Origin of the sequence: Acinetobacter indicus CIP 110367, from assembly GCF_000488255.1 — a bacterium.
Taxonomy (GTDB): Bacteria; Pseudomonadota; Gammaproteobacteria; order Pseudomonadales; family Moraxellaceae; genus Acinetobacter; species Acinetobacter indicus.
In genome coordinates, this window is record NZ_KI530759.1 from 51,003 (window position 1) to 76,738 (window position 25,736).

23 protein-coding genes are annotated in these 25,736 nt (G+C 45.1%); 5 read left to right on the forward strand and 18 right to left on the reverse strand.

The features are described 5' to 3' along the window. Positions 1-69: 69 nt before the first annotated feature. The 18 genes from bamB to P253_RS14730 form a co-directional block, all read right to left on the reverse strand. Complete coding sequence (gene bamB, locus P253_RS14645) at positions 70-1,218, reverse strand: outer membrane protein assembly factor BamB (protein WP_016659530.1); 1,149 nt, start codon at positions 1,216-1,218, stop codon at positions 70-72. Further along, complete coding sequence (locus tag P253_RS14650; protein ID WP_005182401.1) at positions 1,215-1,919, reverse strand: YfgM family protein; 705 nt, start codon at positions 1,917-1,919, stop codon at positions 1,215-1,217. Before P253_RS14650 ends, bamB begins: the two co-directional genes overlap by 4 nt. Before the next feature lie 30 nt (positions 1,920-1,949). Then, on the reverse strand, positions 1,950-3,245 hold the full coding sequence (gene hisS, locus P253_RS14655) for a histidine--tRNA ligase (RefSeq protein ID WP_016659531.1): 1,296 nt from the start codon (positions 3,243-3,245) through the stop codon (positions 1,950-1,952). A gap of 3 nt (positions 3,246-3,248) precedes the next feature. Continuing rightward, positions 3,249-4,370 (reverse strand): flavodoxin-dependent (E)-4-hydroxy-3-methylbut-2-enyl-diphosphate synthase, encoded by a 1,122-nt coding sequence (gene ispG / locus P253_RS14660; RefSeq protein WP_005182396.1) that lies wholly within the window; start codon positions 4,368-4,370, stop codon positions 3,249-3,251. A gap of 22 nt (positions 4,371-4,392) precedes the next feature. Then, a complete protein-coding gene (locus P253_RS14665) occupies positions 4,393-5,181 on the reverse strand; it encodes a helix-turn-helix domain-containing protein (RefSeq protein ID WP_016659532.1) in 789 nt (262 codons plus the stop codon). Then, entirely contained in the window at positions 5,172-5,969 is a 798-nt protein-coding gene (gene pilW / locus P253_RS14670) for a type IV pilus biogenesis/stability protein PilW (protein ID WP_104470591.1), read from the reverse strand. The genes P253_RS14665 and pilW overlap by 10 nt, the downstream gene beginning before the upstream one ends. Before the next feature lie 35 nt (positions 5,970-6,004). Next, complete coding sequence (gene rlmN / locus P253_RS14675) at positions 6,005-7,240, reverse strand: dual-specificity RNA methyltransferase RlmN (protein ID WP_016659533.1); 1,236 nt, start codon at positions 7,238-7,240, stop codon at positions 6,005-6,007. Positions 7,241-7,362: 122 nt separating this feature from the next. After that, positions 7,363-7,794, reverse strand: coding sequence for a nucleoside-diphosphate kinase (ndk, locus tag P253_RS14680; RefSeq protein WP_005182388.1), 432 nt, complete (start codon positions 7,792-7,794; stop codon positions 7,363-7,365). A gap of 108 nt (positions 7,795-7,902) precedes the next feature. Next, positions 7,903-8,103, reverse strand: a complete 201-nt coding sequence (iscX, locus tag P253_RS14685) for a Fe-S cluster assembly protein IscX (protein ID WP_005182385.1) — start codon at positions 8,101-8,103, stop codon at positions 7,903-7,905. A gap of 94 nt (positions 8,104-8,197) precedes the next feature. Then, positions 8,198-8,749, reverse strand: coding sequence for a phosphatase PAP2 family protein (locus P253_RS14690; RefSeq protein WP_016659534.1), 552 nt, complete (start codon positions 8,747-8,749; stop codon positions 8,198-8,200). Between the two features lie 32 nt (positions 8,750-8,781). Then, positions 8,782-10,065: a glycosyltransferase family 4 protein gene (locus P253_RS14695; RefSeq protein WP_016659535.1), complete on the reverse strand. Its 1,284-nt coding sequence runs from the start codon at positions 10,063-10,065 to the stop codon at positions 8,782-8,784. 167 nt (positions 10,066-10,232) lie between these two features. Beyond that, positions 10,233-10,652, reverse strand: a complete 420-nt coding sequence (locus P253_RS14700; RefSeq protein WP_005182377.1) for a hypothetical protein — start codon at positions 10,650-10,652, stop codon at positions 10,233-10,235. Positions 10,653-10,666: 14 nt separating this feature from the next. Then, complete coding sequence (locus tag P253_RS14705; protein WP_016659536.1) at positions 10,667-12,958, reverse strand: fimbria/pilus outer membrane usher protein; 2,292 nt, start codon at positions 12,956-12,958, stop codon at positions 10,667-10,669. 20 nt (positions 12,959-12,978) lie between these two features. Continuing rightward, positions 12,979-13,683 (reverse strand): fimbrial biogenesis chaperone, encoded by a 705-nt coding sequence (locus P253_RS14710; protein WP_016659537.1) that lies wholly within the window; start codon positions 13,681-13,683, stop codon positions 12,979-12,981. Positions 13,684-13,752: 69 nt separating this feature from the next. Continuing rightward, positions 13,753-14,274: a hypothetical protein gene (locus P253_RS14715; RefSeq protein ID WP_016659538.1), complete on the reverse strand. Its 522-nt coding sequence runs from the start codon at positions 14,272-14,274 to the stop codon at positions 13,753-13,755. Positions 14,275-15,417: 1,143 nt separating this feature from the next. Continuing rightward, positions 15,418-16,434: a ketol-acid reductoisomerase gene (gene ilvC / locus P253_RS14720; RefSeq protein ID WP_005182373.1), complete on the reverse strand. Its 1,017-nt coding sequence runs from the start codon at positions 16,432-16,434 to the stop codon at positions 15,418-15,420. Positions 16,435-16,538: 104 nt separating this feature from the next. Beyond that, complete coding sequence (gene ilvN / locus P253_RS14725) at positions 16,539-17,030, reverse strand: acetolactate synthase small subunit (RefSeq protein WP_005182370.1); 492 nt, start codon at positions 17,028-17,030, stop codon at positions 16,539-16,541. After that, positions 17,027-18,754: an acetolactate synthase 3 large subunit gene (locus P253_RS14730; protein ID WP_035363671.1), complete on the reverse strand. Its 1,728-nt coding sequence runs from the start codon at positions 18,752-18,754 to the stop codon at positions 17,027-17,029. Before P253_RS14730 ends, ilvN begins: the two co-directional genes overlap by 4 nt. A 707-nt stretch (positions 18,755-19,461) precedes the next feature. Between P253_RS14730 and P253_RS14735 the strand changes: the two genes are divergently transcribed. The 5 genes from P253_RS14735 to P253_RS14755 all read left to right on the forward strand — a co-directional run bounded on the left by P253_RS14735 (position 19,462) and on the right by P253_RS14755 (position 25,736). Next, on the forward strand, positions 19,462-19,815 hold the full coding sequence (locus tag P253_RS14735; RefSeq protein WP_016659540.1) for a DUF4124 domain-containing protein: 354 nt from the start codon (positions 19,462-19,464) through the stop codon (positions 19,813-19,815). Between the two features lie 127 nt (positions 19,816-19,942). Then, entirely contained in the window at positions 19,943-22,564 is a 2,622-nt protein-coding gene (gene leuS / locus P253_RS14740) for a leucine--tRNA ligase (RefSeq protein ID WP_016659541.1), read from the forward strand. Positions 22,565-22,760: 196 nt separating this feature from the next. Next, positions 22,761-23,288 (forward strand): LPS-assembly lipoprotein LptE, encoded by a 528-nt coding sequence (locus P253_RS14745; RefSeq protein ID WP_005182353.1) that lies wholly within the window; start codon positions 22,761-22,763, stop codon positions 23,286-23,288. Further along, on the forward strand, positions 23,285-24,274 hold the full coding sequence (holA, locus tag P253_RS14750; RefSeq protein WP_005182351.1) for a DNA polymerase III subunit delta: 990 nt from the start codon (positions 23,285-23,287) through the stop codon (positions 24,272-24,274). The genes P253_RS14745 and holA overlap by 4 nt, the downstream gene beginning before the upstream one ends. A 118-nt stretch (positions 24,275-24,392) precedes the next feature. After that, a complete protein-coding gene (locus P253_RS14755) occupies positions 24,393-25,736 on the forward strand; it encodes a MacA family efflux pump subunit (protein WP_016659542.1) in 1,344 nt (447 codons plus the stop codon).

The window sequence follows — 25,736 nt, forward strand, 5'->3', positions numbered from 1 at the left end:
GAATATTCAATCACCCCGCGTTAAAAAATACGGAAATTGTCGCCTAGTTTAACATAAGGCAACAAAAAGTTAACGGTTCTGCCAAATGCTGAATGCACCCTTTTGCGTACCGACATATAACTGGTTGTTGATGACACGTAAAGAACGCACTTCACCGCTGGTTTTGGCGCGACCAATCAGCTGACCGTTGCTCGGGTTAAACAGATGCAAGACACCATCCATATCTCCCACCACCAGGTCCTGACCCAGCATTACCGGGTTACTTAAACGACGGTTAAGCAACTGGTCATTTTCCCACAGCTTCTGGCCACTGGTAATTTCATAAGCCACTAAACGGCCATCGGCACTGGCGACAAAAACCCCATTGCCGACCACTTCCGGACGCTTGGTGCTGCTCAGGTCTTCGCTCCAAACCACTTGCTGTGAAGCCAGATCAGTGACGGTCACCTGACCCTGGAAGCTGGTAGTGACCAGGAACTGGCCAGCTACTACCGGATCGCCATCAATATCATTTAAACGCTGAATATCGGAGCGACCTTCACTGATGGCCACACGGCGCTGCATACGCGGCGTACCGGTCACCACATCAATTGCATAAATATAAGCATTGGCGGTTGCTACCAGCACGGTACGCGGATCAACCGCTACCGGTGCAGCGCTACCACGCAGGCTAAACTGGACATTCGGCAAATTGTAAGTCCACATTTGCTGGCCAGTCGCCAGGTTATGCGCATAGACAATACCATCATTGCTGATGGTCACCACACGGTTGGCATGCACCAGCGAAGGTGCCAGAATAGCCCCAGTCAATTGTGCGGTCCATTTTTTCTCACCTGTAGCCTGATCCAGTGCAAACAGTTGACCTTTCTGATTCCCAACAATCACCAGACCTTCTGCCGCTTCTACACCTGAGCTGAGCCCCTGTTTGCTGACTTCGGTCTGCCACAAACGCTGCTTGCCACGATAGGCCGCTACTTCACCTTTAGGATCAATACTAAATACCACGCCATTATCGACATCTAGCTGTAAACGCAGCGGATCTTCTTCAGCAGTCGATGAGGTGTTTTGAGAAAATACAGGCACCAGGGTTTTGGCCTGTTGCAGTTTTGGCAAAGGATTCGGTTTTACTTTTTCAACTTTAATGCTGTTGCTTGAACAGCCAACCAATGCAAGGCTTAAAACAGTTAGTGCAAACGGGATCTTATATTTTCTATTCATTCAGTTTCATCCACTTGTGTGTCGATTACAGGACGTTCAATTTCAGGATCATCAACTAAAACGCCGACACTTTCGAGTTTAATTTGTAAAATTTGACGTTCCTGTTGACGTTCAAGTAACGCATTCCATGCGTTCTGATACGCTTTTTTGGCATTTTCAATATCGTTTTTCGCCACGTACACATCACCACGCGCTTCTTCAGCTGTTGCTTTAAAGGCGGGATCGTTGACGGCAGACAAGGTTTTCAGTGCCTCATCATATTTCTTTTGTGCCAATTGCGCATAGGCCAAACGCAGTTTTAATACCTGCATTAAGCCGGCATCATCGACTTTAGAATTTTCAACTTTCTTTAAGGCTTTTTCTGCACCGGCATAATCGCCCTGATCATAGGCCAGTTTCGCCATTAAGAACTGGGTTTGAATGGCCTGGACGGAATCTGGTGCTTCTTTCACAATCTTATCGGCCGTGGTCGACAGATTCTGGAAAGCCTTGTCATCGCCTTCAGCCGCACGCGCCTCGTCCATCAGTTGCTGGACTTTGGCGGTGTTGGTCTGATCTTCAGCCAGGTTTTTCTTCTGCCAGTATTGCCATCCGAAAAAGGCAATCAGCGCAATCAAAATCCCGCTAATAATTGCAGAACCATATTTCTTAGCGAATGATTTTAAATGATCAAGTTGTTCATCATCACTTAATGCGCTCATTGAATTACCCTTTTCCTTATATTCTTTGGCTTATTTTGAAGAAAATTTTTCAATCATAAATGGCACAATCTCTGCCACAGCTACATCCAACTGCTCGGCAGTGGCCAGTTCTTTAACGGCGAAGCGCTGGTTTTCCCACTCACGCTCACCCAGAATTAAAGCATACAGTGCACCCGACTGGTCGGCTTTTTTCATCTGGCTTTTCATCGAGCCTTGCGAGCCGACTTTCAAACGAATGGCGCTACCACTGGCTTCAAGTTGGTCACGAATCTGCTCGGCCAGCACCAGTGCTTTACCTTGTGATGCCGGATCGGCCACCAGGAACATTTCACAGTCGCGGCTTGGGCTGTTGTCTTCGACCTGTTCCAGTAGAAGCAATAAACGCTCCATACCCATGGCAAAACCAACTGCCGGAACCGACTGTTCTGGCTTGCCTTTTAACTGCCCCACCAGACCATCATAACGGCCACCGGCACACACTGTCCCCTGTGAACCCAAATGGGTGGTGGTCCATTCAAATACAGTTTTGTTGTAATAATCCAGACCACGGACCAATTTTTGATTAATCACGAAGCTGACACCGGCATCAGTCAGATACTGCTGCAACAGGGCAAAATGCGCCATGGTGTCTTCACCCATAAAGTCGTGAAGTTTTGGTGCATTTTCCAGGATGCTTTGAGTTTTGGCATCTTTAGAGTCCAGAATACGCAGTGGGTTGGTGCTTAAACGGCGCTGAGAATCTTCATCGAGATCGGCTTTGTGCGTTTCCAGGAACTCAACCAAGGCGGCGCGATACGCGGCACGTTCATCTGACTCACCTAAAGTATTCAGTTCAAGTTGAACTTTATCTGCAACGCCCATACGTTTCCATAAACGCGCGGTCATTAAAATCAGCTCGGCATCCATATCTGGGGTAGCGACACCAAAAGTTTCCACACCAAACTGATGGAACTGGCGATAACGGCCTTTTTGCGGTTTTTCATAACGGAACATTGGGCCGATATACCACACGCGAGGCGTTGCACCGCGCAGCAGGTTATGCTCAAGCATGGCACGTACACAGCCTGCCGTACCTTCCGGACGTAAAGTCAATGACTCTGGCGGATTGCCTTTGTCCAGGAAGGTGTACATTTCTTTTTCAACGATATCGGTTGCATCACCAATGGAACGCTTGAACAGATGGGTCTGCTCAACCATCGGCAAACGGATTTGCTGATAACCATAAGCATCCATAAGACTGGACAGATGCTGTTCCAGACGTCTCCAAGCCGGGGTCTGGGTTGGGAGAATGTCATTAAAACCTTTGATTGCGACGATTGAACTCATGATCTACTCAGAAAAACCTGTGCGAATAATCTCTTTTGACTTAGCTTCTTCAAGCTCTTTAACACGTTGACGAACCATTGTTTCGATTTCATCAACCAATTGATTGGTATCAATTAAATGGCTCTTTTCACCATTACGATACACCAGTGAACGCGGACTTGCACCTACCACGCCAATATCAGCTTCTTTGGCTTCGCCCGGACCGTTAACTTTACAGCCAATCACCGACACATCCATTGGAGTGCGGACATCTTCCAGACGCTCTTCCAACATCTGCATGGCTTTAATCACGTTAAATTCCTGACGTGAACAGCTTGGGCAGGCAATGAAGTTAATGCCATTAGAACGCAGGCCGAGCGATTTTAAAATATCAAAGCCAATTTTGACTTCTTCTTCCGGCTCTGCTGCCAGGGAAATACGCATGGTGTCGCCAATGCCTTCCATCAGCAGGCCACCTAAGGCAATCGCTGATTTCACCGAACCGGTCCGATAGATTCCCGCTTCAGTCACACCTAAATGTAGCGGATTATCAATTTGCTGCGACAGCAAACGATAGGCATCCATGGTTAAAAATACATTCGATGCTTTCACCGAGACCTTAAATTCCTGGAAATCCAGACGGTCTAAAATATCAATATGGCGCATGGCCGATTCAAGCAAGGCTGCACCGGTCGGCTCGCCGTATTTTTTTTGAATATCTTTTTCCAGTGAACCGGCATTGACCCCAATCCGCATGGAAATATCATGATGTTTAGCCGCAGCCACCACTTCACGGATTTTCGCTTCCGAACCGATATTACCCGGGTTAATCCGCAGACAGTCAGCACCGAAATCGGCCACAGCCAAAGCAATTTTATAGTCGAAGTGAATATCAGCCACCAAAGGAACAGAGACCTGCTTACGGATTTCACCAAAAGCCTGTGCGGCTTCCATGCTTGGTACCGATACCCGCATGATGTCTGCACCAGCATCAACACAGCGCTGAATTTGCGCAACCGTTGCAGCGACATCACAGGTTTCGGTATTGGTCATACTCTGAATGCTGATTGGCGCATCACCGCCCACATAGACTGAACCGACACGAATTTTACGGGTTGGACGGCGTCGAATTGGATTCTCAATCATGATTTCGCTCTACTCTGTGCCATTAACGCGACAAACGGAATTCCGCTTTGCCATTGACGGTATATGGAGACAATGAAATATTTTCATTGTTTAGACTTAATGACACTGCGGTTGCATCATCTAAACGAATCTGAAATGGTGCCTCACCAGTTAAATTCAAGCTGGACGCCTGACGGCCAGTGGCCAGCACCTTCCCGGTCGAATCCACAATATGAACCGACGTCGGACGGTTAAAGCTTAAAGACAGCTGATCGCCGGTCACGGCACTGCTGTTGTCTAAATTAATAATTTCGACATCAGACATTGGCACAATATTCTGCTCGGTGTCGCTGGACTGCGAAGATGACCAGTTTTGCACGGCCGCGATGATAATCCAGATTAAGGCCAGTGCCACTACCGCCAGCGCAATACGCTTTAACCATTTGCGGTTACGGTCACGATTCGAGCCAGGCAGTTTGCCCATAATTTTAATTGGGGAATTATTCAGGGCATGATTCGGCAGCATGCCGGTATCATTGGCATAGATTTCATCAAAACGCTGGATGATACTGGTGGCATCGACTTTTAAATATTTAGCGTAGGTGCGGTAATAACCCTTGATAAAGGTCGCTTCAGGCAGTGACTTGTATTCATCCTGCTCCAGCGCCGTCAGGGTTTTGACCGGAATATTCAATTCTTGCGCCACATCTTCAAGCTCAAGCTTCTGATTTTGACGGATTTGACGCAGATACTCACCTGGGCGTTGGATATTTCCTAATGCATTGGGCGCTACATTTGTATTTGATTGCGGTGAATTAGGATTTACTTCCATACGGCCTCAGTACTGTGCTGTAATTGCAAATAACGTTGATATTCCTGGCTTTCAGGGAACAATGCCCGAAGCTGATTGACCAGCACCTGCTGTCCCAACTGATCGCCATTTGCTCGTGCAACACGGATCCCAATCCACAATGCACGCGCACCTTGATTTTTTTGTCCCACAGCACGCACAAACTGTTCATACATTCTGGATGCTGCAGGAGTCTGCTGGTTGAAATAAAAAATTTCCGCCAACTCTAACATTGAAACATAGGAGTCACGGTTCGCCTGCAGAGCCTGCTTGAATGATTTTTCAGCATTCGCCATATCGCCCAGTTTCAGGTAAATCCGCCCCACGTTTTCCAATGCACGAAAACGTTGATCATAACCGAGTGTTGCCCCGGCAATACTCAGCTGTTCAATGGCATCATTATAGCGTTCAACCTGATACAAATACGTACCATAGTTGTTACGCGCCTGCGCATTGTTCGGATCGGCAGAGATGGCACGCTTGAAATACGTATCGGCCTTCTCCAGATTCAGCTTGCTACCTTCTTGCTGTAGCAGCACGCCCATCATCATATTGGCCATAGAATCACGCGAATCTGTTTCCAGTGCCTGATCCAGGGCACGTTTGGCCGAGTCTAAATCACCCGATTTTAAATACTCGGCCGCCAGCTGGGTACGCACCTGAATTGCCTTTTCCGGATCTTTCGGACTTAAAGTAGGAGTTGTGGTTTGACAGCCGGTGCTCATCCATGCAGCCACACACAGTGTGCTGATGGTTGTGAATTTATACATCAACTTAGTCAATGGACCTCTCCCCCTAAATTTAATTATCCTTGAGAGCGCATAATTTCATTTCGCTCTGCAACTTTCTTTTTCCACTGTTCCGCACGACGGGTACGGTCTGCCACCTGTCCCACCAGCTGGCCACACGCGGCATCAATATCATCACCACGTGTCTGACGAATCGTACACACAAATCCGGCATCAGACAAAGTTTTTTGGAAAGAAATAATCCGGTTCCGGCTTGAACGGCCATATGGCGCATGCGGGAACGGGTTAAACGGAATTAAATTGATTTTGCTTGGCAGGTCTTTAAGCAGCTTGATCATCTCTTTGGCATGTTCAATGCTGTCATTCACGCCATCGAGCATGACATATTCAATGGTCACATGTTTACGTGCGCTTTCATTGCCATCTTTAGTGATATAACGCTGGCAGGCTGCAATCAGCTGTTCCAGTGGATATTTCTTGTTGATTGGCACCAGCTCATTGCGCAGTTCATCGTTGGTGGCGTGTAAAGAAATCGCCAGCGCGACATCAATATCTTCAGCCAGCTGGTCAATTTTTGGCACTACACCCGAGGTCGACAGCGTTACACGGCGTTTTGACATGCCATAGGCGAAGTCATCCAGCATAATACGCATCGAGTTTAAAACTGCATCATAGTTCAGCAGCGGCTCGCCCATGCCCATCATCACCACGTTCGTCACCGAACGCTCACGCTCTGCAACCGGCACATCTTCCATATAGGAATAGTTGGCCATCCACAGCTGACCAATAATTTCAGCTTGGGTCAGGTCGCGCTGAAAGCCCTGTTTACCGGTTGAGCAGAATGAACAGTCCAGCGCACAGCCGACCTGTGAGGAAATACATAAAGTCTTACGCGAACCGGTTTTATCTTCCGCAGGAATCAGCACGGTTTCAACCAAGGAACCGGCACCATCACCGACACGGAACACCCATTTACGCGTACCATCTTTAGAATAGTTTTTATGCACCACATCGGGTGCTTTAATTTCACATATCTGTTCCAGTTTTGCGCGCAACTTGCCTGAAATATTGGTCATTTCGGCAAAATCGGTCACGAAATACTGGTGAATCCATTTCATCACCTGGCCGGCACGAAATTTCTTCTCACCTAAATCTTCGAAGAATTTTTCCAGCTCAGCACGCGACATGCCCAGTAAATTCACTTTCTGCACAGAAGTTGATTGCGCTGGAGTGGACAAAGATTGTTGCTGCTCATCAGATGTTGCAGATGAAGCGACCACTTCATTACTCATGTGTATTACCTAAATCATGTCTGAGGATGAAAGGAGATGCTCAAGATCTGAGCGAGGGAGTATTCAGAGAATAAAAAAACCAGATAAGTATAATAACACTTATCTGGTTTGAATACTGCGTATTAACGAGTACGTGGAGCAATCTCAGTTTGAGCGAAGAAGTAGTTAACTTCACGGTCAGCAGATGCTACAGAGTCAGAACCGTGAGCAGCGTTTTCGTCGATGCTTACAGCGAAGTCTGCACGGATAGTGCCAGGAGCCGCTTCTTTAGGGTTAGTTGCGCCCAGGATTTCACGGTGAGCAAGAACTGCGTTTTCACCTTCAAGAACTGAAACAACAACTGGACCAGAAGTCATGAACGCAACTAAGTCAGCGAAGAAACCACGTTCTTTGTGCTCAGCGTAGAAGCCTTCAGCTTCAGCTTGAGTCAAGTGTTTCATTTTAGTTGCAACGATTTTAAGACCCGCTTTTTCAAAACGTGCGAAGATTTCGCCGATTACGTTTTTAGCAACTGCGTCTGGTTTAACGATAGATAATGTACGTTCGATAGCCATGATTGGCTCCTTAAAGTCAAAGTTGACAGAAATTTTGCCGCATTATACCGAAAAATGGGCTTTTTTCTGCGTTTAATCTGTAAAAAAATCGGTTTTTTGAGGTCGCTGTTAACGTGCTTCGTCAATCCATGCCATTTGAATGGCTTCTAACAGACCTTCGGTTGACTTGGTCGGATCATCTTCAAAATCTGGAAGCGCACAAACCCAGGCATGCAGGTCAGTAAAACGGATCCATTGCGGATCGACATCTGGATGTGCTTCATACAATTCAATGGCGATATCGATGCTATCTGTCCAACGTAAACCCATGTCTATTCCTAAGGCAGTTTAGTGTGATGCACTACTTTAGCAAATTTTGCAAATGCTGTACCAGCTTTGACAGGCCGTACCGCCGGTGAATGGGCTATAGCGCAATTTCCAGATACGGCGCAGCCGAAATAATGCAGCTGGCCACCAGACCGCCAATTAGTGCACCGACCGCCACATCACTTGGATAATGCAGCCCCAGCACCATACGTGATAGCGCCACCAGAATGGTAAAAGGTAACATCAACACCAGCAGTAGCGGCTGAATATAGCCCAGCACTGTGGTAATCATGACCGCGTGCAAAGTGTGACCGGAAGGAAAACTAAAGTGATCAAGCGGACGCTCGCCCAAGCGAATCACCTGATGTACCTGATAAGGACGGGGACGCACCGTTTTGCTTTTAAGCAGTTTATAGATGCCCGTACCGACCGATCCACCTAACAGCAAGTAGATAATCTGTAATCCATACAGCAGACCCTGCCATAACCAGACTGTGGCCAACATGACATACCAGAATAAACCGTCGCCTAAGCGGCTCACCACTTTAAAGAAATAAGCCACCCGTTCGGAGTGGGAAAAATGATTGAGATACAAACAGCCTTTCAAGTCGAGATCAAGTATTCTTATTTTTGCATTTTTAAGTTTCATTCTATGCTCTCCTTTAAGCTTGAGCTTAAAATCTAGGTCGTCATATGCGACTCCTGCACCACCCGATAAAGTGCCTGTTCAAATTGTTGGATCGGATATTGCCAGCCGATATGCTGGGTAGATTCACGGGCTTTTTTACCCATCTGTCTTAATACTTTTGCGCTCGGTAACTGATAAATCGAACGCATAATTCCGGCGACATCACCCAGTGGACTAAGCCAGCCGGTTTCATCTTGCTTGACATGCAAATTGGCACAAGCATAGTCATACGCCACGACTGGCAAGCCGCTGGCCATGGCTTCAAGCACCACATTACCAAAGGTTTCTACCTGACTGGCAAAGACAAACACATCGGCACTAGCATAAGCTTCAGCCAGTTTTTGTCCGCTTAAGCTGCCCATAAAAATGACTTCGCCATCGGTGTTCAGCCCTTCCAGACGTTTCAGGTCCGGACCATCGCCTACTACCACCAGCTTGGTTGGATATTTGGCAATGGACTGCATGGCCCGATAGGCATCAATCACCACGTTCACTTCTTTTTCTGGCGACACCCGGCCCACATAAATCAGGACCCGGGTCTGTTCATCGGCGCCCCAACGTGAACGTAAGGCCTCTGAACGATGTTGTGGTGAGAACCTGTCGACATCGACCCCACGACCAACGACCACCAGTGGACCTTCCACACCAAACTGGCGTAAAGACTGCTCGGTATCAGTACTGGGTACACAGGTCAGTTGCGTATTGTTATGGAACCAGCACAGATAACGCTGGATCGGTTTGACCAGAAAAGCCAGATCAAAAAAGCGGCTAAAGTCCTGAAAAGCAGAGTGGAAGCCGCTAGACACCGGAATCTGCTTGGATTTTGCTACCTGTAACGCAGCCAGACCCAGCGGCCCTTCGGTCACCATATGCACGATATCTGGCTCAAACTCATCCATGGCGGTAGAGAGTTTATACAGCTGTGGCCAGCCAAACTGCAGATGGCCATATTTCGGAATAGACTGCGCCTTGACCAGACATTCTTTGTTGGGACTAAAATCGGTACAAGGTTGTTTTTGTTCAGGACGAATCAGTAGAATTTTGTGTCCCAGTTTTTGCAATCCTTTGCACAGTTGTAATAATGAATTGGCCACACCATTAATTTCTGGCGGCCAGGTTTCTGTCACTAACGCAATTCTTAAACGAGGTCGCACCAGCTCTTCAATTTCAATGACTTCATTAATCGCGTTTTTTTGTTTTTCCTGTTTAAAATAAAATTTAAAATTCTCAGGAATATTAGGCGACTTTAATACCAGTGTGCGTGAAGACGCCGACATCCGCGTATTCCTCTGTTGTTGTTGTCTGCCCAGCATAATCCTTACAGTTTGCAGTTTTATGATAAATTCATGAAATTAATTTCATACTTGTATCAAACTCGTGGTATTGCACCCGCCTAGTTAAAGGTTTGGAAAAATATTCGATATTTCCAATATTTAAAGCATAATTAAAACATCAAATTAATATATAGACTGTCCCGGTATACACCGGCAGGTGTTCTTGCCGTTGGACGTTCCATTAATTGAACCAACACCACAAATTTATCTTGACCAGTAGGGGCCTGACTAAGCGGAACATTCCAGCGTGAAGAACTGGCGCCACTAATATTCATCTGGGTTCTGAGCTTATAATTCTTCTCATTCACCAGATAACTGCTGCCTGTACTATTCACCAGATTTCGGCTATTAAATTTAATAGCATAACGACTATCACAATTCACCGAAAAGGAAGTCGCAGCCTGACTTAAATAAGAGGCATTCAAATTCAATTGGGTTGCCGTTAAACGCTCAATTTGGCATTGTCTCGCATGTGCCAGAGACAGACTGCTGCTGATACAACAGACTAAAAACAGTACACTCGCTTTCATCACCCCTACTCCTTTTATTTACACACAAGTACAGTTATATCTTGTGCCTGAGCTGAAACCTGTAATACAGCGCTACAGGTTTGCGCCTCTCGGGTTTTAATCCGGACACTATAATTCCCTGGAATCAAGCCATATAAAGTGACCGTTCCATCCGAACCAATCGGATAAACCTCGCCACCTTCATTGTTAATATGCAGCTCTGATCCCGGTACAAAACTGCGATTTTGGACATCTACCGGCCGGATACGAACCTGTTTAGCATGGAAAACCGGGAAATTGATTTTGTAGCCGCGCTGGTTTAACGCGGTAATTTGTTTACTTGAATAAAGAATTTTATCTTCGATAGGTAACTGATTTTCATCAAAGGCAATGTCGTATTTCACATAAGGAATAATGTCATGCACAAAGGCATAGCCGTCTTTGTTGGTTTTATCGACATAAACCAGTGAGCGTAGAATATCAATATCTTGATAATCCCCGACTTTGACCAAACCAAAAGCATGTTCAACAATTTTGGTAAAACTTAGCTGATTACCCAACCAGACAACAGCACCACGATAAGCCAGTTGCGAGTCACGCGTTTCCTTGCCCTGAACATGGTAAAAATCTAGATCACCCACCTTGGTTTTCAGCAGGCCATTTACATTATAAAGTGTGTCATCATTGCGATGATTCACACCGACAGCATAGTCAAAGCCGACCTGACTCGAGTCACTTTTTACCAGCTGCAGGTTGGTGTTCTGGTCTGCAGACTGACTAAAATAGACGGATTTATCATTATCAAAATTATAACTAAGAGATAATATCCCGCCAGAATCTTTACGATCGCCAAAGGCATTGAAATAACTGAGCCCGACAGCAAATCGGCGTCCAAAATTCCGGTTAAATCCGACATTGATCACCCGCTGGTTCTGCTGTTCAAATTCAGGATGATCATAGTATTTCTGTTCAGCATAGTTCAGATTAATATTGTGCACATAAGGTACATTGGTCAGCCCTAAATACACCAGATTTTCAAATTTTGGATAATTCGAAACATTGTCCAGATCATCGCCTAAAAACTTAAAATCCCGTTCGGTATACTTGGAACTGGCACCCAGTGAAAAATTCCCGAAATCTTTGCTGGCGGATAAACCATAGGAATAGTTCATCTGATTCCGGTCATCATGCGAGGCCATGACCACACTGTCTACAATTAAAATATTACTAATGGCCTGAGTCCACATAACCCCCGCATTCTGAATATCTTCACTATAGGACAGGTTGGTTCCCAAAGTGGTTGCGTTAGACAGCCCCCTGCGGTAAAAGCCATTAACAAAGAAATCCCGATAATCGCTACTGTCCAGATTGTAGTTATAACGCAGCTTACCTAAGGCAATATTATATTCATCCAGGCCATCACGTAATAAACGGTTAGTGACCAGCACCGGAAAAGTTTGCACACTGCGATTACCTAAAACATCTTCAACTACAATTTGTGCATCACCCGCCTGCTGAATTTGCGCCCCTGTTTCCAGCATGTAATCACCCGGGCTGACTTTCTGGCTATAAATACTCACCCCGTTAATAAACAGCTCAACAGTAGATGGAATACGCGCGCTACCCTGTAAGGTTGGAATATTCCAATAGACAAAACTTGGTCGCTCGGTGTAGTTGGTTCCCCAGTTTAAACCGGCAAAACGCAAAGAGTTAATTAACGGGTTATAGGTTGTTGTGGTGTCGCCCAGGGTTAGACGGGTCATGCTTTCAGGAAATTCCAGATCAAAACTGCTATTTAAACGTACCACCTGCTCCTCGACAGAGGTATTCTGATACAGCACCGAATTCTTGAGAATCCAGTAATCTTTAAAGATCCCCAACTCGGCCAGACCACTATAAGCTTCATTTGAATCGCTGTTGGCATAGACCCAGTCATAATTCATAAAGCCACCAAAACTGGCTTTTTCAGGAATCACTTTCTGGTTAAAAACGTTTAAATCGGATTGAAAATAGTGAGTGGGGATGGTTAATTTAATGGACTGCGATGAACTATCAAAAACCGCTTGAATATCGCCTTCACTGACCAGACAGAAATCCGCACGCTGCTGATGTTTCTTTAACTTTTGCACTTGAATTTGCCGTTCGGACAGCACATCACAACCCATATAATAATGCTGCCCTTCTGTGATTAAAATAATATCAGTATGATGATCAAGTTCATTAATCCACAGATTGGCAAGACTTTCTTCTATCGGATTTTCATTCGCATTCGCTGCGAAGCTAAATAAAATATGAACAACAATAAACCACCGATTTTTTATATTCATCGCAAATTCCCCTTATACCGCTAGTCCGAGAATTTAAGCTCCACCATGTTATCGTTCTTATCCGTAAAAAATTGGACAGTATACTTTTTTGGATCTGCAATCTTGGTTCCATTTAACTCATAGCTGTAATTCATTTTGGCCAATAAGTAAGCCATAGTATCGGCCTTAAACACTTCCTTCTTATTGGCATCAACAATCTTCAAATTATTAATCTGAACATGCGAATTGGCCTGATTTTGTGCAACCAGCCGGTTATTCTCAATATTAAATTTAACGTTCGTATCTTCCTGCTTACCGACAAATAAAGGCAGGTTAAAGCTGAGCAGAAAGTTAACTGAGGTTTCTTTCACGGCCTGTGGAATTTCTTCCACCAGAATGCGCCATGCACCCTCCTGATTACCGGTGAGTACCGACTCTAAAGGACGATTAAAACCAACACGGATAGTCTGTTTGCCATTCGGCTGCAGAATAAAGTTTTTGGGATTTAAAATAAGGGTGTCATCTGGTACTAAAACATTCTCACCATTGCCTTGTTGCGTCCATTTAAAGGCTTTAATTTCAAAAATTTTTGCTTCAGTTTCATCTGTAGATTCTAAAGTAAGCGTTGTGGTTCTTTGTTTAGCCTGACTGTTGATATACATCTGAACCGGGTCAATAGAAACACCTGCATAACTTGCAGATGCATAACACAGCGATGAAACTAAAAAGGCTATTATTTTTTTCATATTATTCCCCAGCTTTTATAACGAAAAAGCCCAACTTGGTCCGAAGACCAAGTTAGGCGAAACACCAAATTAGTAGAACACTTTGATTTTATAAGTGTCTGAATATGTACCTGCACGCTGGAATGGAGCTACTGCCGAGTTAGTAACCGAAACAGTATAGACATCATCTGCTAGACCATCATGGTTACTGCTACCCCAAGCAATCGCACCACCACCTGTTTTTGTTGTTGTGATTGTAGTTGGAATACGTACTGTGCCATCATCTTCATGCTTAACATATGTACTTGCATTGGTACCATTGTTTGCAGTTGTAATATTTAATACATAGTGAGTATTACTTCTTACCGTATAGTTAGATGTTTTGGTACCACCGGCTTTGCTCAACTCAATTGCTGATCCGCCTTTAATTTCACATTTTTTTGGAACTTCTAGTTTAATTGGAATATCTTTTTCACAACCTAAAGCTGTACAGCTATTCCAGTTATGTTTACCGCCTGGTTTACCAGCTGTTTCAGCTTCTGTTGCATAAATTGCTGATGAGCAAGTACCTGCAAATAATACCGCCATAGCTGTTTTAATTAATGTAGACATGTCGTGTTTCTCCATAACTTTAATATAAGAACCATTTTTCTAATCACTCACCCAAACCAGAATGTCTTTAGACTGATTAAAACCCGATCCTGAGCAAGTCCTTTTATTGTAGGTATTCCACAGAAAAAACCATCTATACGGGATTTTTCACACAAGACTAAGTGTTTATTTTTTAAAATTATTTTTCTTTTTTAATCGACTGTTTTTGGACTAATTCTCTTTTTTTGGTGACCCAAATTCTCCTTGCTACTTGGGTCACTATTTTTAGGGATTTTTTTCTACCTAGTTTTTTAAGATAAAAACAAATAGATGTTTTTTATAAAAAATATTAAATACCCTTAATAAACATTCCTTTACATTTATTACATTTTTTTTTAGTTTTCCTCGAAATATTAGAATTTTCCACCAAAAATTAGTTGAAATTTCACATATTCTTAAGAAGCCTGACAATTTAAACAGATTATTTGATTGTTATTTTAAATATAAAATACTTAGTAATAGGGATAGCCTTATTCAATAAACTGTTAGGGAGAAATAATAAAATACATAAACCCCATCAGAAAAAACCAAAGCAGCCCAATCTGTTTTATTCCTGATTCATTTTTTACTTTTTTTGCATTTATTCATTTTTCACTCGACTTTTAATCTGAGTAAAAAATAATTCTTCTAAATAAAAGTATTTTTCAGCCAATTTAGTGACCCAGCGTGATTAGCCATCTCACTCAGTACAGTAGTTATTTTTGGGGCAGATGATCTGGCAGCGACGTCAAAGCAGCACTTTAAGTGAAGCGTAAGAAGTAAAAAAACAGTGTTTTGTATGAAGTACAAGGAAGAAAAGCACTCCTTTGAATGAAGCAAGGCACACAATATTAAATGTAAAAAAACCACTCTAGTGAGTGGGTCTTCGCGTTCAAATCAAATGATTCGAGAAATTAGTTCTTTTCTTTGTCTACGATTTTGTTTGCTTGAATCCAAGGTATGAGCAAGCTCAGAACACTGTTCTGAGTGAAGTGCAAAGAAAGAAAAGCACTGCTTTCTTTTCTTTAAGGCACGGAAGTTAACTTAACTCAGTAAGCTCTATTTTTAAATGACATAAAAAAGCCCCTGTGAAACACAAGGGCTTTTTGGCTCAGAAATTAGAACTTAGTTCTTTTCTTTATCAACGATTTTGTTTGCTTGAATCCAAGGCATCATGGCACGCAATTTAGCACCAGTCACTTCGATACCGTGAGCAGCGTTTTGACGACGACGAGCAGTCATAGATGGGTAGTTCAACGCACCTTCCTGGATGAACATCTTCGCGTATTCACCAGATTGAATACGTTTAAGCGCATTACGCATTGCTTCACGAGACTGTTCGTTGATGACTTCAGTACCTGTTACGTATTCGCCGTATTCAGCGTTGTTTGATACAGAGTAGTTCATGTCCGCGATACCGCCTTCGAACATTAAGTCAACGATCAATTTAAGTTCGTGTAGACATTCGAAGTAAGCCATTTCAGGCGCATAACCCGCTTCAACCAGAGTTTCGAAGCCCATTTTAACCAGTTCAACGGCACCACCACAAAGAACCGCTTGCTCACCGAACAGGTCAGTTTCAGTTTCTTCACGGAAAGAAGTTTCGATGATACCTGTACGGCCACCACCTACGCCTGAAGCGTAAGAAAGTGCAAGGTTACGTGCGTTACCAGAAGCATCTTGGTGAATCGCGATAAGATCAGGAACACCTGAACCACGTTGGTATTCAGAACGTACAGTGTGACCAGGTGCTTTAGGTGCAACCATGATTACGTCTAAGTCAGCACGTGGAACAACTTGGTTATAAAGAACAGAGAAACCGTGAGCAAATGCTAAAGTCGCGCCTTGCTTGATGTTTGGCTCAATCACGTCACGATAAAGTTGCGCTTGGAACTCGTCTGGAGTCAAGATCATCACCACGTCAGCTTGTGCAACTGCAGCAGGAACTTCAGCAACTTTAAGACCTGAATTTTCAGCTTTTTTCCAAGAAGCTGAACCAGCACGTAAACCAACAGTTACGTCAACGCCAGAATCTTTAAGGTTAAGCGCATGCGCGTGACCTTGTGAACCGTAACCAATGATCGCTACTTTCTTAGATTGGATGATAGATAAGTCGCAGTCTTTATCGTAAAAAATTTGCATTGCTGTCTCCGCTTAAATGCTTTTGATTCCTGTCCGCTAGGGCAATTTCTTTATTCAGCTTGCTAGCGCCTCTCCCAGCCGGGAGAGATGAATTCGTTGTTAAATTAAATAGTTAAAACTTTTTCGCCACGTGCGATACCCGATACGCCTGAACGCACCACTTCCAGAATGGTGTTCTCAGCCAACGCATCAATAAAGCCATCAAGCTTTTCTGTGGTACCGGCAATTTGAATGGTATAGGTCGTTGGTGTCACATCGACCACCTGACCACGAAAAATATCGGCAGTACGCTTGATTTCATCACGTGCTGAACCCAGTGCCTTGACTTTAATCAGCATCAGTTCACGCTCAATATGCGCGCCTTCAGACAAATCTACCACTTTGACCACTTCAACCAGCTTGTTCAGCTGCTTGGTAATCTGCTCAATTTTGTGGTCATCACCATAAGTAGTGAGTGTCAAACGTGACAAAGTCGGGTCTTCAGTCGGTGCTACGTTCAGCGTCTCAATGTTATAACCACGTTGAGAGAACAAGCCCACTAAACGAGAAAGCGCACCAGCTTCGTTTTCAACGAGAACGGAAATAATGTGTCTCATTCTGTACGCTCCCCTTTTCCTAACCACATATCTTTCATGGACTGACCGGCAATCTGCATCGGATAAACGTGTTCAGTACGGTCAACCATCACGTTAATAAATACACATTTATCATTGATGGCCATGGCCTCAGCCAACTTCGATTCAAGCTCATCGGCATGGTCAATCTGGATTCCCACGTGACCATACGCTTCCATCAGCTTGGCAAAGTCAGGTAAAGACTCTACATATGAGCTTGAGTGACGACCTTCATAGTTCATATCTTGCCACTGTTTTACCATACCCAAGGCACGGTTATTCAGGCACAGAATTTTCACGTTCAAGCCGTATTGCTTACAGGTCGACAGCTCCTGGATACACATCTGGATGGATGCTTCACCAGTAATACACACCACCTGCTGGTCTGGATATGCCAGTTTCGCAGCCATTGCATAAGGCAAACCTACACCCATGGTGCCCAAGCCACCCGAGTTGATCCATTGACGTGGGCGCTTGTATTTGTAGTAAAGCGCACCAAACATCTGATGCTGACCAACGTCAGAAGTAATAATGGCCTCACCATTGGTCACTTTATCTAAAGCTTCCACCACCTGTTGTGGCTTCATGGTGCCATCAGTTGGCTTTTCATATTTCAGACCATGAACTTTACGCCATTCATTGATCTGCTCCCACCATGCTGCAATCGCTTCAGGATTTGGCTTCGACACATTCATCTGTTTCAGCTGTACCAGCATCTCCTGGAGTACAGGTTCAACTGCGCCCACAATTGGAATGTGCGCCATGATGGTTTTAGAAATTGTTGCCGGGTCAATATCAATATGAATGACTTTAGCATTCGGACAGAATTTTGCCGGATTGTTGGTGACACGGTCATCGAAACGCGCACCGACACACAGAATCACGTCTGCATTGTGCATGGCCATGTTGGCTTCATAGGTACCGTGCATACCGAGCATGCCGATGAATTGCGGATCATCACCCGGGAATGCGCCCAAGCCCATTAAGGTATTGGTCACAGGATAACCCAGAATATGCGCCAACTCAGTTAACTGTGCTGCGGCATTGCCCTGCACCACACCACCGCCTGAATAAATCACTGGACGTTTGGCATGAATCAGTTCATCAATCGCTTTACGGATTTGACCTGAGTGACCACGATGTGGTGGTTGATACGAACGCATCTTCACTTTTTCAGGATATTCGTAGGCAAATTTTTCTGCCGGATTGGTCGCATCTTTTGGAATATCAACCACAACCGGACCAGGACGGCCAGATGACGCGATATAGAATGCTTTTTTAATAATTGATGGAATTTCGCTGGCATGACGCACCTGGAAACTGTGTTTTACGATTGGTCGGGAAATCCCCACCATATCGGTTTCCTGGAACGCATCTTCACCAATTAAATGAGAAGCAACCTGACCTGACAGAATCACCATTGGAATGGAGTCCATATAGGCTGTTGCAATTGGGGTAACGGTGTTGGTTGCACCTGGACCTGAAGTCACCAGCACCACACCGGTCTTACCGGTTACGCGCGAGTAAGCATCAGCCATATGGCCTGCTGCCTGTTCATGGCGCACAAGGTAATGATTGATTTTGTCTTGTTGAAAGAACGCGTCGTAAATGTGTAAAACGGCGCCGCCTGGGTATCCAAATACATGTTCAACGCCTTCGTCCGCTAATGCACGAACGAGCATTTCACCACCAGATAAAAGTTCCAACGTGATTCACCCTAATCTTAATCACTGCGAAATGGGAGGCATTTGCAGCGTTTCATTAATTCATTGTTGCACTGTTATAGCACACATATTTCATAGTTTTCATCGCAATAGGAAAAATTTGTGATCTGATTGCTGATTGAGCAATATGAGATCTAAAAACATGTTGGGATAAACACGTTTCACAGCTTTGTTCAGCTTCTCGGCTAGAGAAGTTGCCCATTGCATGACATGACACTTATTCGAAGGGTGATCGATCTAAGGCATATAAAACTAAAGACAGCATTTTTGTAGTTTCGTCCCCTAAAGTCAAGTTTAAAAATTGGCTTTTTTCCTAAACTTGGCTGTGTGCCTGTTTTTTAAACACATCTGGTTTTCAAGCATTACATAGAAAAATTTAAATTTCCGTTATAAAACATGATATTTCATGTGTTTGCCTTTATTTCACATAAATTTTAAATATAAAATACATAAAAAAAATGAATGAATTTTATTAAATAAAAAATCGTTTATTTATAATTCACCCATCAAAATGGATAATTCTGCAGCAGTAAAATGGTTCTTTCAGATACAACAGCCGAGGATATTCAGGCGCAGATTCATGCTGTTATTTTTCATCTTCCAGCCTAAAAATTCATCAACTTTGGCGCCAATTATTGCTAAGATAAACGCGCAGATTGATCAGCTGAATACAGCATGAGGATAACAAGATGAATCGCTCTATTTTAACTTGGGGATTATGTTCAGTAGTCGCACTGGCCAGCGCCAATGTGATGGCCAAACAGTACTACAAATGGGTCGATACCAATGGTTCAACTCATTACACCACCACCCCGCCACCGAAAAATGCCAAGAAACACGGCAAAGTCGATACTTACGGCTGGCGCAACTCTGCCCCAACGACTTCAGCGCAAACGGCGGCAGCGAATAATACCCACAGTCCAACCACAGCACAGACAGCGAACACGCCAGCAACCGCTCCCGAGATGGATTCACAGCAACGTGAAGCCAATGCTGCCCTGCAGCAAGCCCAACAGGAACGTGCCAATCCGCAAGTTTTTTAAGTTTCTGCTTGCTCTGGCCTGATCAGTTAAATTTTTCCAGCAGAAACCGCCGCGCAAAATTCACTTTTCGCTGCATTTTGCGCTATGCTGTGCAACAAACTTTTAACCGTAATTCATTAATCCGTTTATGACTACTCATATTGACCCTGAATATCAAGCCAGTGCGATTGAACCTCAAGTCCAAAGCGACTGGGAAACTCGCAAAGCCTTTAAAGTTGCCGACACTGTAGAAGGTCCACGTCGTTATATCCTCTCGATGTTCCCTTACCCAAGTGGCAAACTGCATATGGGTCATGTGCGTAACTATACGATTGGTGACGTGATCAGCCGTTTCCACCGTTTAAAAGGCGAAACCGTACTGCAACCAATGGGTTGGGATGCCTTCGGTCTGCCTGCTGAAAACGCAGCCATTGCACACCAGGTTGCACCAGCAAAATGGACTTTTGAAAACATTGATTACATGCGTAATCAGTTGAAAAAACTTGGTCTATCGATTGACTGGGATCGTGAATTTGCAACCTGTACACCAGAATACTATCGCTGGGAACAATGGTTATTTGTTCAGCTTTATAAAAAAGGTCTGATCTACCGTAAACTTTCAACGGTGAACTGGGACCCAGTCGACCAAACAGTACTTGCCAACGAACAGGTTGAAAATGGTCGTGGCTGGCGTTCAGGTGCATTGGTTGAAAAACGTGATATTCCAATGTACTACTTCCGCATTACTGACTATGCGCAAGAATTACTGGACGATTTAGACACGCTGAAAGACGGTTGGCCACAACAAGTGTTAACCATGCAACGTAACTGGATTGGTCGCTCACAGGGTATGGAAATTACTTTCCCTTCAGCGAATCCAGACGTGTATGCAGATGGCTTAACAGTCTTCACAACACGTGCCGACACCTTAATGGGTGTGACTTATGTTGCTATTGCAGCAGAACATCCGATGGCGCTTAAAGCAGCTGAAACGAATCCAGAACTTGCTGCATTTATCGAAGAATGTCGGATGGGTTCAGTTGCAGAAGCGGATCTTGCCACTGCTGAGAAGAAAGGCATGGCAACAGGTCTTTCTGTAAAACACCCTGTGACTGGTGAAGAAGTTCCTGTTTGGATCGCAAACTATGTGCTGATGTCATACGGTTCAGGTGCGGTGATGGCAGTGCCTTCACACGATGAACGTGACTTCGAATTTGCCAATAAATATGGCCTCACCATCAAACAAGTGATTGATGCCAAAGGCGCAGATGATGCGGAATTTGACGCAACTGAATGGCAAGAATGGTATGGCTCGAAAGAAGGCGAACTGGTTAATTCAGGCGAGTTTGACGGTTTAGACTTCCAGGGTGCATTTGATGCATTCTTGGCAAAACTTGAACCACAAGGTCTTGCCAATGTCAAAGTTCAATTCCGTTTACGCGACTGGGGTGTATCTCGTCAGCGTTATTGGGGTTGTCCAATTCCAATGATTAACTGTCCAACCTGTGGTCAAGTACCAGTACCTGAAGATCAACTTCCTGTGGTACTTCCAACTGATGTTGTACCTGATGGTTCAGGTAACCCACTCAACAAAATGCCTGAATTCTATGAAACAAAATGTCCAAGCTGTAACGGCGACGCACGTCGTGAAACAGATACACTGGATACGTTTGTAGAATCTTCTTGGTACTATGCACGTTATGCTTCTCCAGACTTTACAGATGGCATGGTGAAACCTGAAGCGGGTCAAACCTGGTTGCCTGTGAACCAATACATCGGTGGTGTTGAACACGCGATTCTGCACTTGTTATATGCACGTTTCTTCCACAAATTGATGCGTGACGAAGGCGTGGTACAAGGCAACGAACCATTCACCAACTTGTTAACACAAGGTATGGTACTTGCCGATACTTATTACCGCGAGTCTGAATCAGGTAAGAAAACTTGGTTCAACCCTGCCGACATCGAACTTGAAAAAGACGAAAAAGGTCGTATCACGTCTGCGAAATACAAAGGTGATGGTCAAGACGTCATTGTTGGCGGCCAAGAAAAAATGTCGAAATCGAAAAATAACGGGATCGACCCGCAAGCGATTATTGACCAATACGGCGCAGATACGGCTCGTGTATTCATGATGTTTGCAGCCCCTCCTGATCAATCTCTTGAATGGTCTGATGCTGGTGTTGAAGGTGCAAACCGCTTCTTGAAACGTGTATGGCGTTTGGCAACTGGTTTCCTTGAACAAGGCAACAATGCATCAAACATCGACAAAGCTGCGCTTTCTACAGCAGCGCAAGACTTACGTCGTAAAACCCATGAAACCATCCAAAAAGTGGGTGATGACATCGAACGTCGTCATGCATTTAACACTGCCATTGCAGCGATGATGGAGCTTCTAAATGTAAACAACAAGTTTGAAGCGAAAGATGACAATGACGTGGCTGTGGCTCGTGAATCCATCACCACACTTCTGACTTTACTGGCACCATTTGCACCACACTTAAGCCAGACTTTATTGGCGCAGTTTGGGATCGAGTTAACATCTGCTCAATTCCCGACTGTGGATGAATCTGCGTTAACACGTAATACCCAAACCATCGTGGTTCAGGTGAACGGTAAACTTCGCGGCAAATTAGAAGTGTCTGTCGATGCATCGAAAGATGACATTTTGGCACAAGCGAAAGCATTGCCTGAAGTGCAACAATTCTTGACTGGTCCGACCAAGAAAGAAATTGTGGTACCGAATAAGTTAGTGAATTTGGTGGTTTAAGAATCTCCCCTACCCCCTCTTTAAAAAAGAGGGGAAAAGCCTCCCTGAGCAAGAGATAAAGCACCGCTTTAGATCGAAGCGCAAGAAAGGGAGGCTTAAAAAACACAAAGCCCGTTGCCAGTCAACGGGCTTTGCACATACAATCAAAATCTCATTTTATTTTTCGCTTGATTCAGGCCAACACAGAGGACAACACATGCATTTGGGCAAACGTGTCGCAGCTATTGTACTTACATGCGGTTTAGCTACTAGCCTGGTCGGTTGTGGTTTTCATCTGAAAGGCACCAACCCAACCGTCGCCCCAGTGGCCTATTCGAAAATGCGTCTGGCGCTGCCTGCCCAAGCGGAAGAATTACAGGAAAAACTGTCGATTTATTTGGGTGCCGCCGGTGTCCAGCTCAGCAATAGTAATGATGCCTATCTGCTGCGGGTACTCGACTATAGCCCGCGTCGTCTGGAACTGAATGGTAAGCTGGTGGAAACCATGCTGCGTTTAAATGTCACTTTCCGTATTGAAGATGCACAAGGCAATCCGGTAACTGAACCACGTACCGTAGTCGCCACCCGAAGCTATCAATATGATGTCGCAACAGTGAACACCGATGATCAGGAACAGAAATTCCTGCGTGATGTGATCATTGATGACGTGGCCCAGCAAATCGTACGTCAGATTTCATCAAACCGCTTACCTGCCGCATCGACCAGCCAAACTGCTGCACCATGAAACTGGATTACTTACAGGCCCTGAAACGGATTGATGATGCCCGGGGGGCCTGGGTGCTGCATGGTCAAGAGCCATTGCTGGAACAAAACCTGATTGATGCTTTTCGCCAAAGCTGGCAGAAGCAGGACATTGAACGTCAGCGCTATGATATTAGCAGCGTCAGTGACTGGAAAAATGTCTTTAATGCCTTAAACAGCCTGTCTTTATTTTCCACTCAACTGGCAGTTGAAGTGCATGGCAACATCAAGCCTGATGCCAGCAGCTTAAAACTGCTGAAAAGCTACTTACAACAAGACAGCAATAACCTGCTGCTGGTGGTCATGCCCAAGCAAGATGCCAGTAGCCTCAAGTCGAGCTTTTTCCAGACAGTGGAAGCCAATGGCGTTTGCGTCGCCTTAACGGCAAATTACCCACGTGACCGGCAGCAGATTTTAGCGGTTGAAGCGCAGAAACTCGGGATTCAACTGGCCAATGATGCCTGGCAATGGCTGGAACAGCATCATGAACACAACCTGCTGGCCGCCAAAAACAGCCTGATGCGGGTGCGCGATACGTTTCCGGACCTTGAACAGATTCAGATTGAGCATTTATATGCCTGCCTGCAAGACCAGTCACGCTATACCACTTATGATTTAAGCGATGCCCTTTTAGCCGGAAATCTGGCTCAATCTATCAAGATTTTTCAGTATCTGACCGCCTCTGGCGAGCCGATGAGCCTGATCTTATGGAGTATCAGCAAGGAAATGCGACTTCTGATGCAACTGTTCGAGCAACCACAGAATGCCTTGCAACTGGGCATCTGGAAAAACAAGGTCAGCACTTACCAGCAGGCAGTACGCCGTTTATCGCCACAGACGTTTTTAAGCTGGCCAGCGCTGTTATTAAATATTGATGCGGCTATTAAAGGCGTCAGTCAGGACAACCCGGAACAGCTGGTGCAGCAAGCCATTGCCAGTCTCTGTGGTCGGCCTTTATTTGCTGTTTAACCGGATATCCGGACCTGCATAGAATAATTATCATTTGCAATGTCTTCAAAATATTCACGATTTATCCTTAATTCGCTTTTATAATTCCGTTTAATTCTTTTTACCTGTTTCGATGATCATGCCTAAAATAAAACCAACCAAACTCGCGCTTGCTGCGCTGGCCATTGTGGCACTTATTGCTGCAGCCTGGTTCTTTTTAAAACCTAAACAGGAACAGCCACAGTACATTACCGCTGCTGTCAGTCGTGGCGATATTGAAAATTCAGTACTGGCCACCGGTGTCCTGGAAGCCACCAAAATGGTCAGTGTCGGCGCCCAGGTGTCGGGACAGGTCAGAAAAATGTATGTCGAACTCGGCGATCAGGTCAAACAGGGCCAGCTGATTGCCCAGATTGATTCGGTACGTCAGGAAAACGAATTAAAAACCGCAGAAGCCAGCATTAAAAACCAACAGGCTCAACTGGCGGTGCGTCAGGCCAATCTTGCCAAAGTCGAAGCTGAATATCGCCGACAACAGGCCATGTATGATCAGGATGCGACCTCACGTGCAGAACTGGAAGCCGCACTGGCCAGCTACAAAACCGCACAGGCCGATATTGCTGCTATCAATGCCCAGATTGAACAGTCCCGCTTAACCTTAGCCACCACACGTGAAGATTTAGGCTATACCCGTATTGTTGCACCCATGGATGGTACGGTCGTGGCGATTGTTACGGAAGAAGGTCAGACTGTAAACGCCAACCAGAGTGCGCCGACTATTGTCAAACTGGCCAAGCTCAACACCATGACCGTAAAATCGGAGATTTCTGAAGCCGACGTTATGAAAGTGGAAGAAGGCCAGCGTGTGTACTTCACCACCTTGGGCAACAGTGAGAAAAAACACTACGCCACCTTGCGTCAGGTTGAACCGGCACCAAATTCAATCAATACCGAGACCAATAACAGTTCATCCACTTCAAGCTCTGCGGTGTATTACAACGCCCTGTTTGATGTTCCGAATGAAGATGGCAAATTGCGTATTGACATGACCGCACAGGTGTCGATTGTGCTGGATGAAGCGAAAAATGTCCTGATGATTCCAGCCGCAGCCATTCAGGCCTCTAACCGTCCACAGCGTAGCCGTGCCCCGGGTGCAGATCAGGCGCCGGCTGAACGCGGTGCATCTGAAGCTCGTGGTCAACGCCCGGCCGGTGACCGTCCTGCGCGCTTAACCCTGACCGAACAGGAACGTGCCCTGATTGATCAAGGCAAAGCTGCACTGGCAATGGTACGTGTCTTACAGGCCGATGGCAGCGCCAAACCGCAACAGGTCCTGACCGGCTTAAATAACCGCGTTAGCGTTGAAATCATCAAAGGTTTGAAAGAAGGTGATCAGGTCATTATTGCCGATGGTTCAGATACTTCAAACGATGGCGCCAAACGTAGTAACCGTGGTGGTCCTTCCGGCCCAATGAGAATGTAA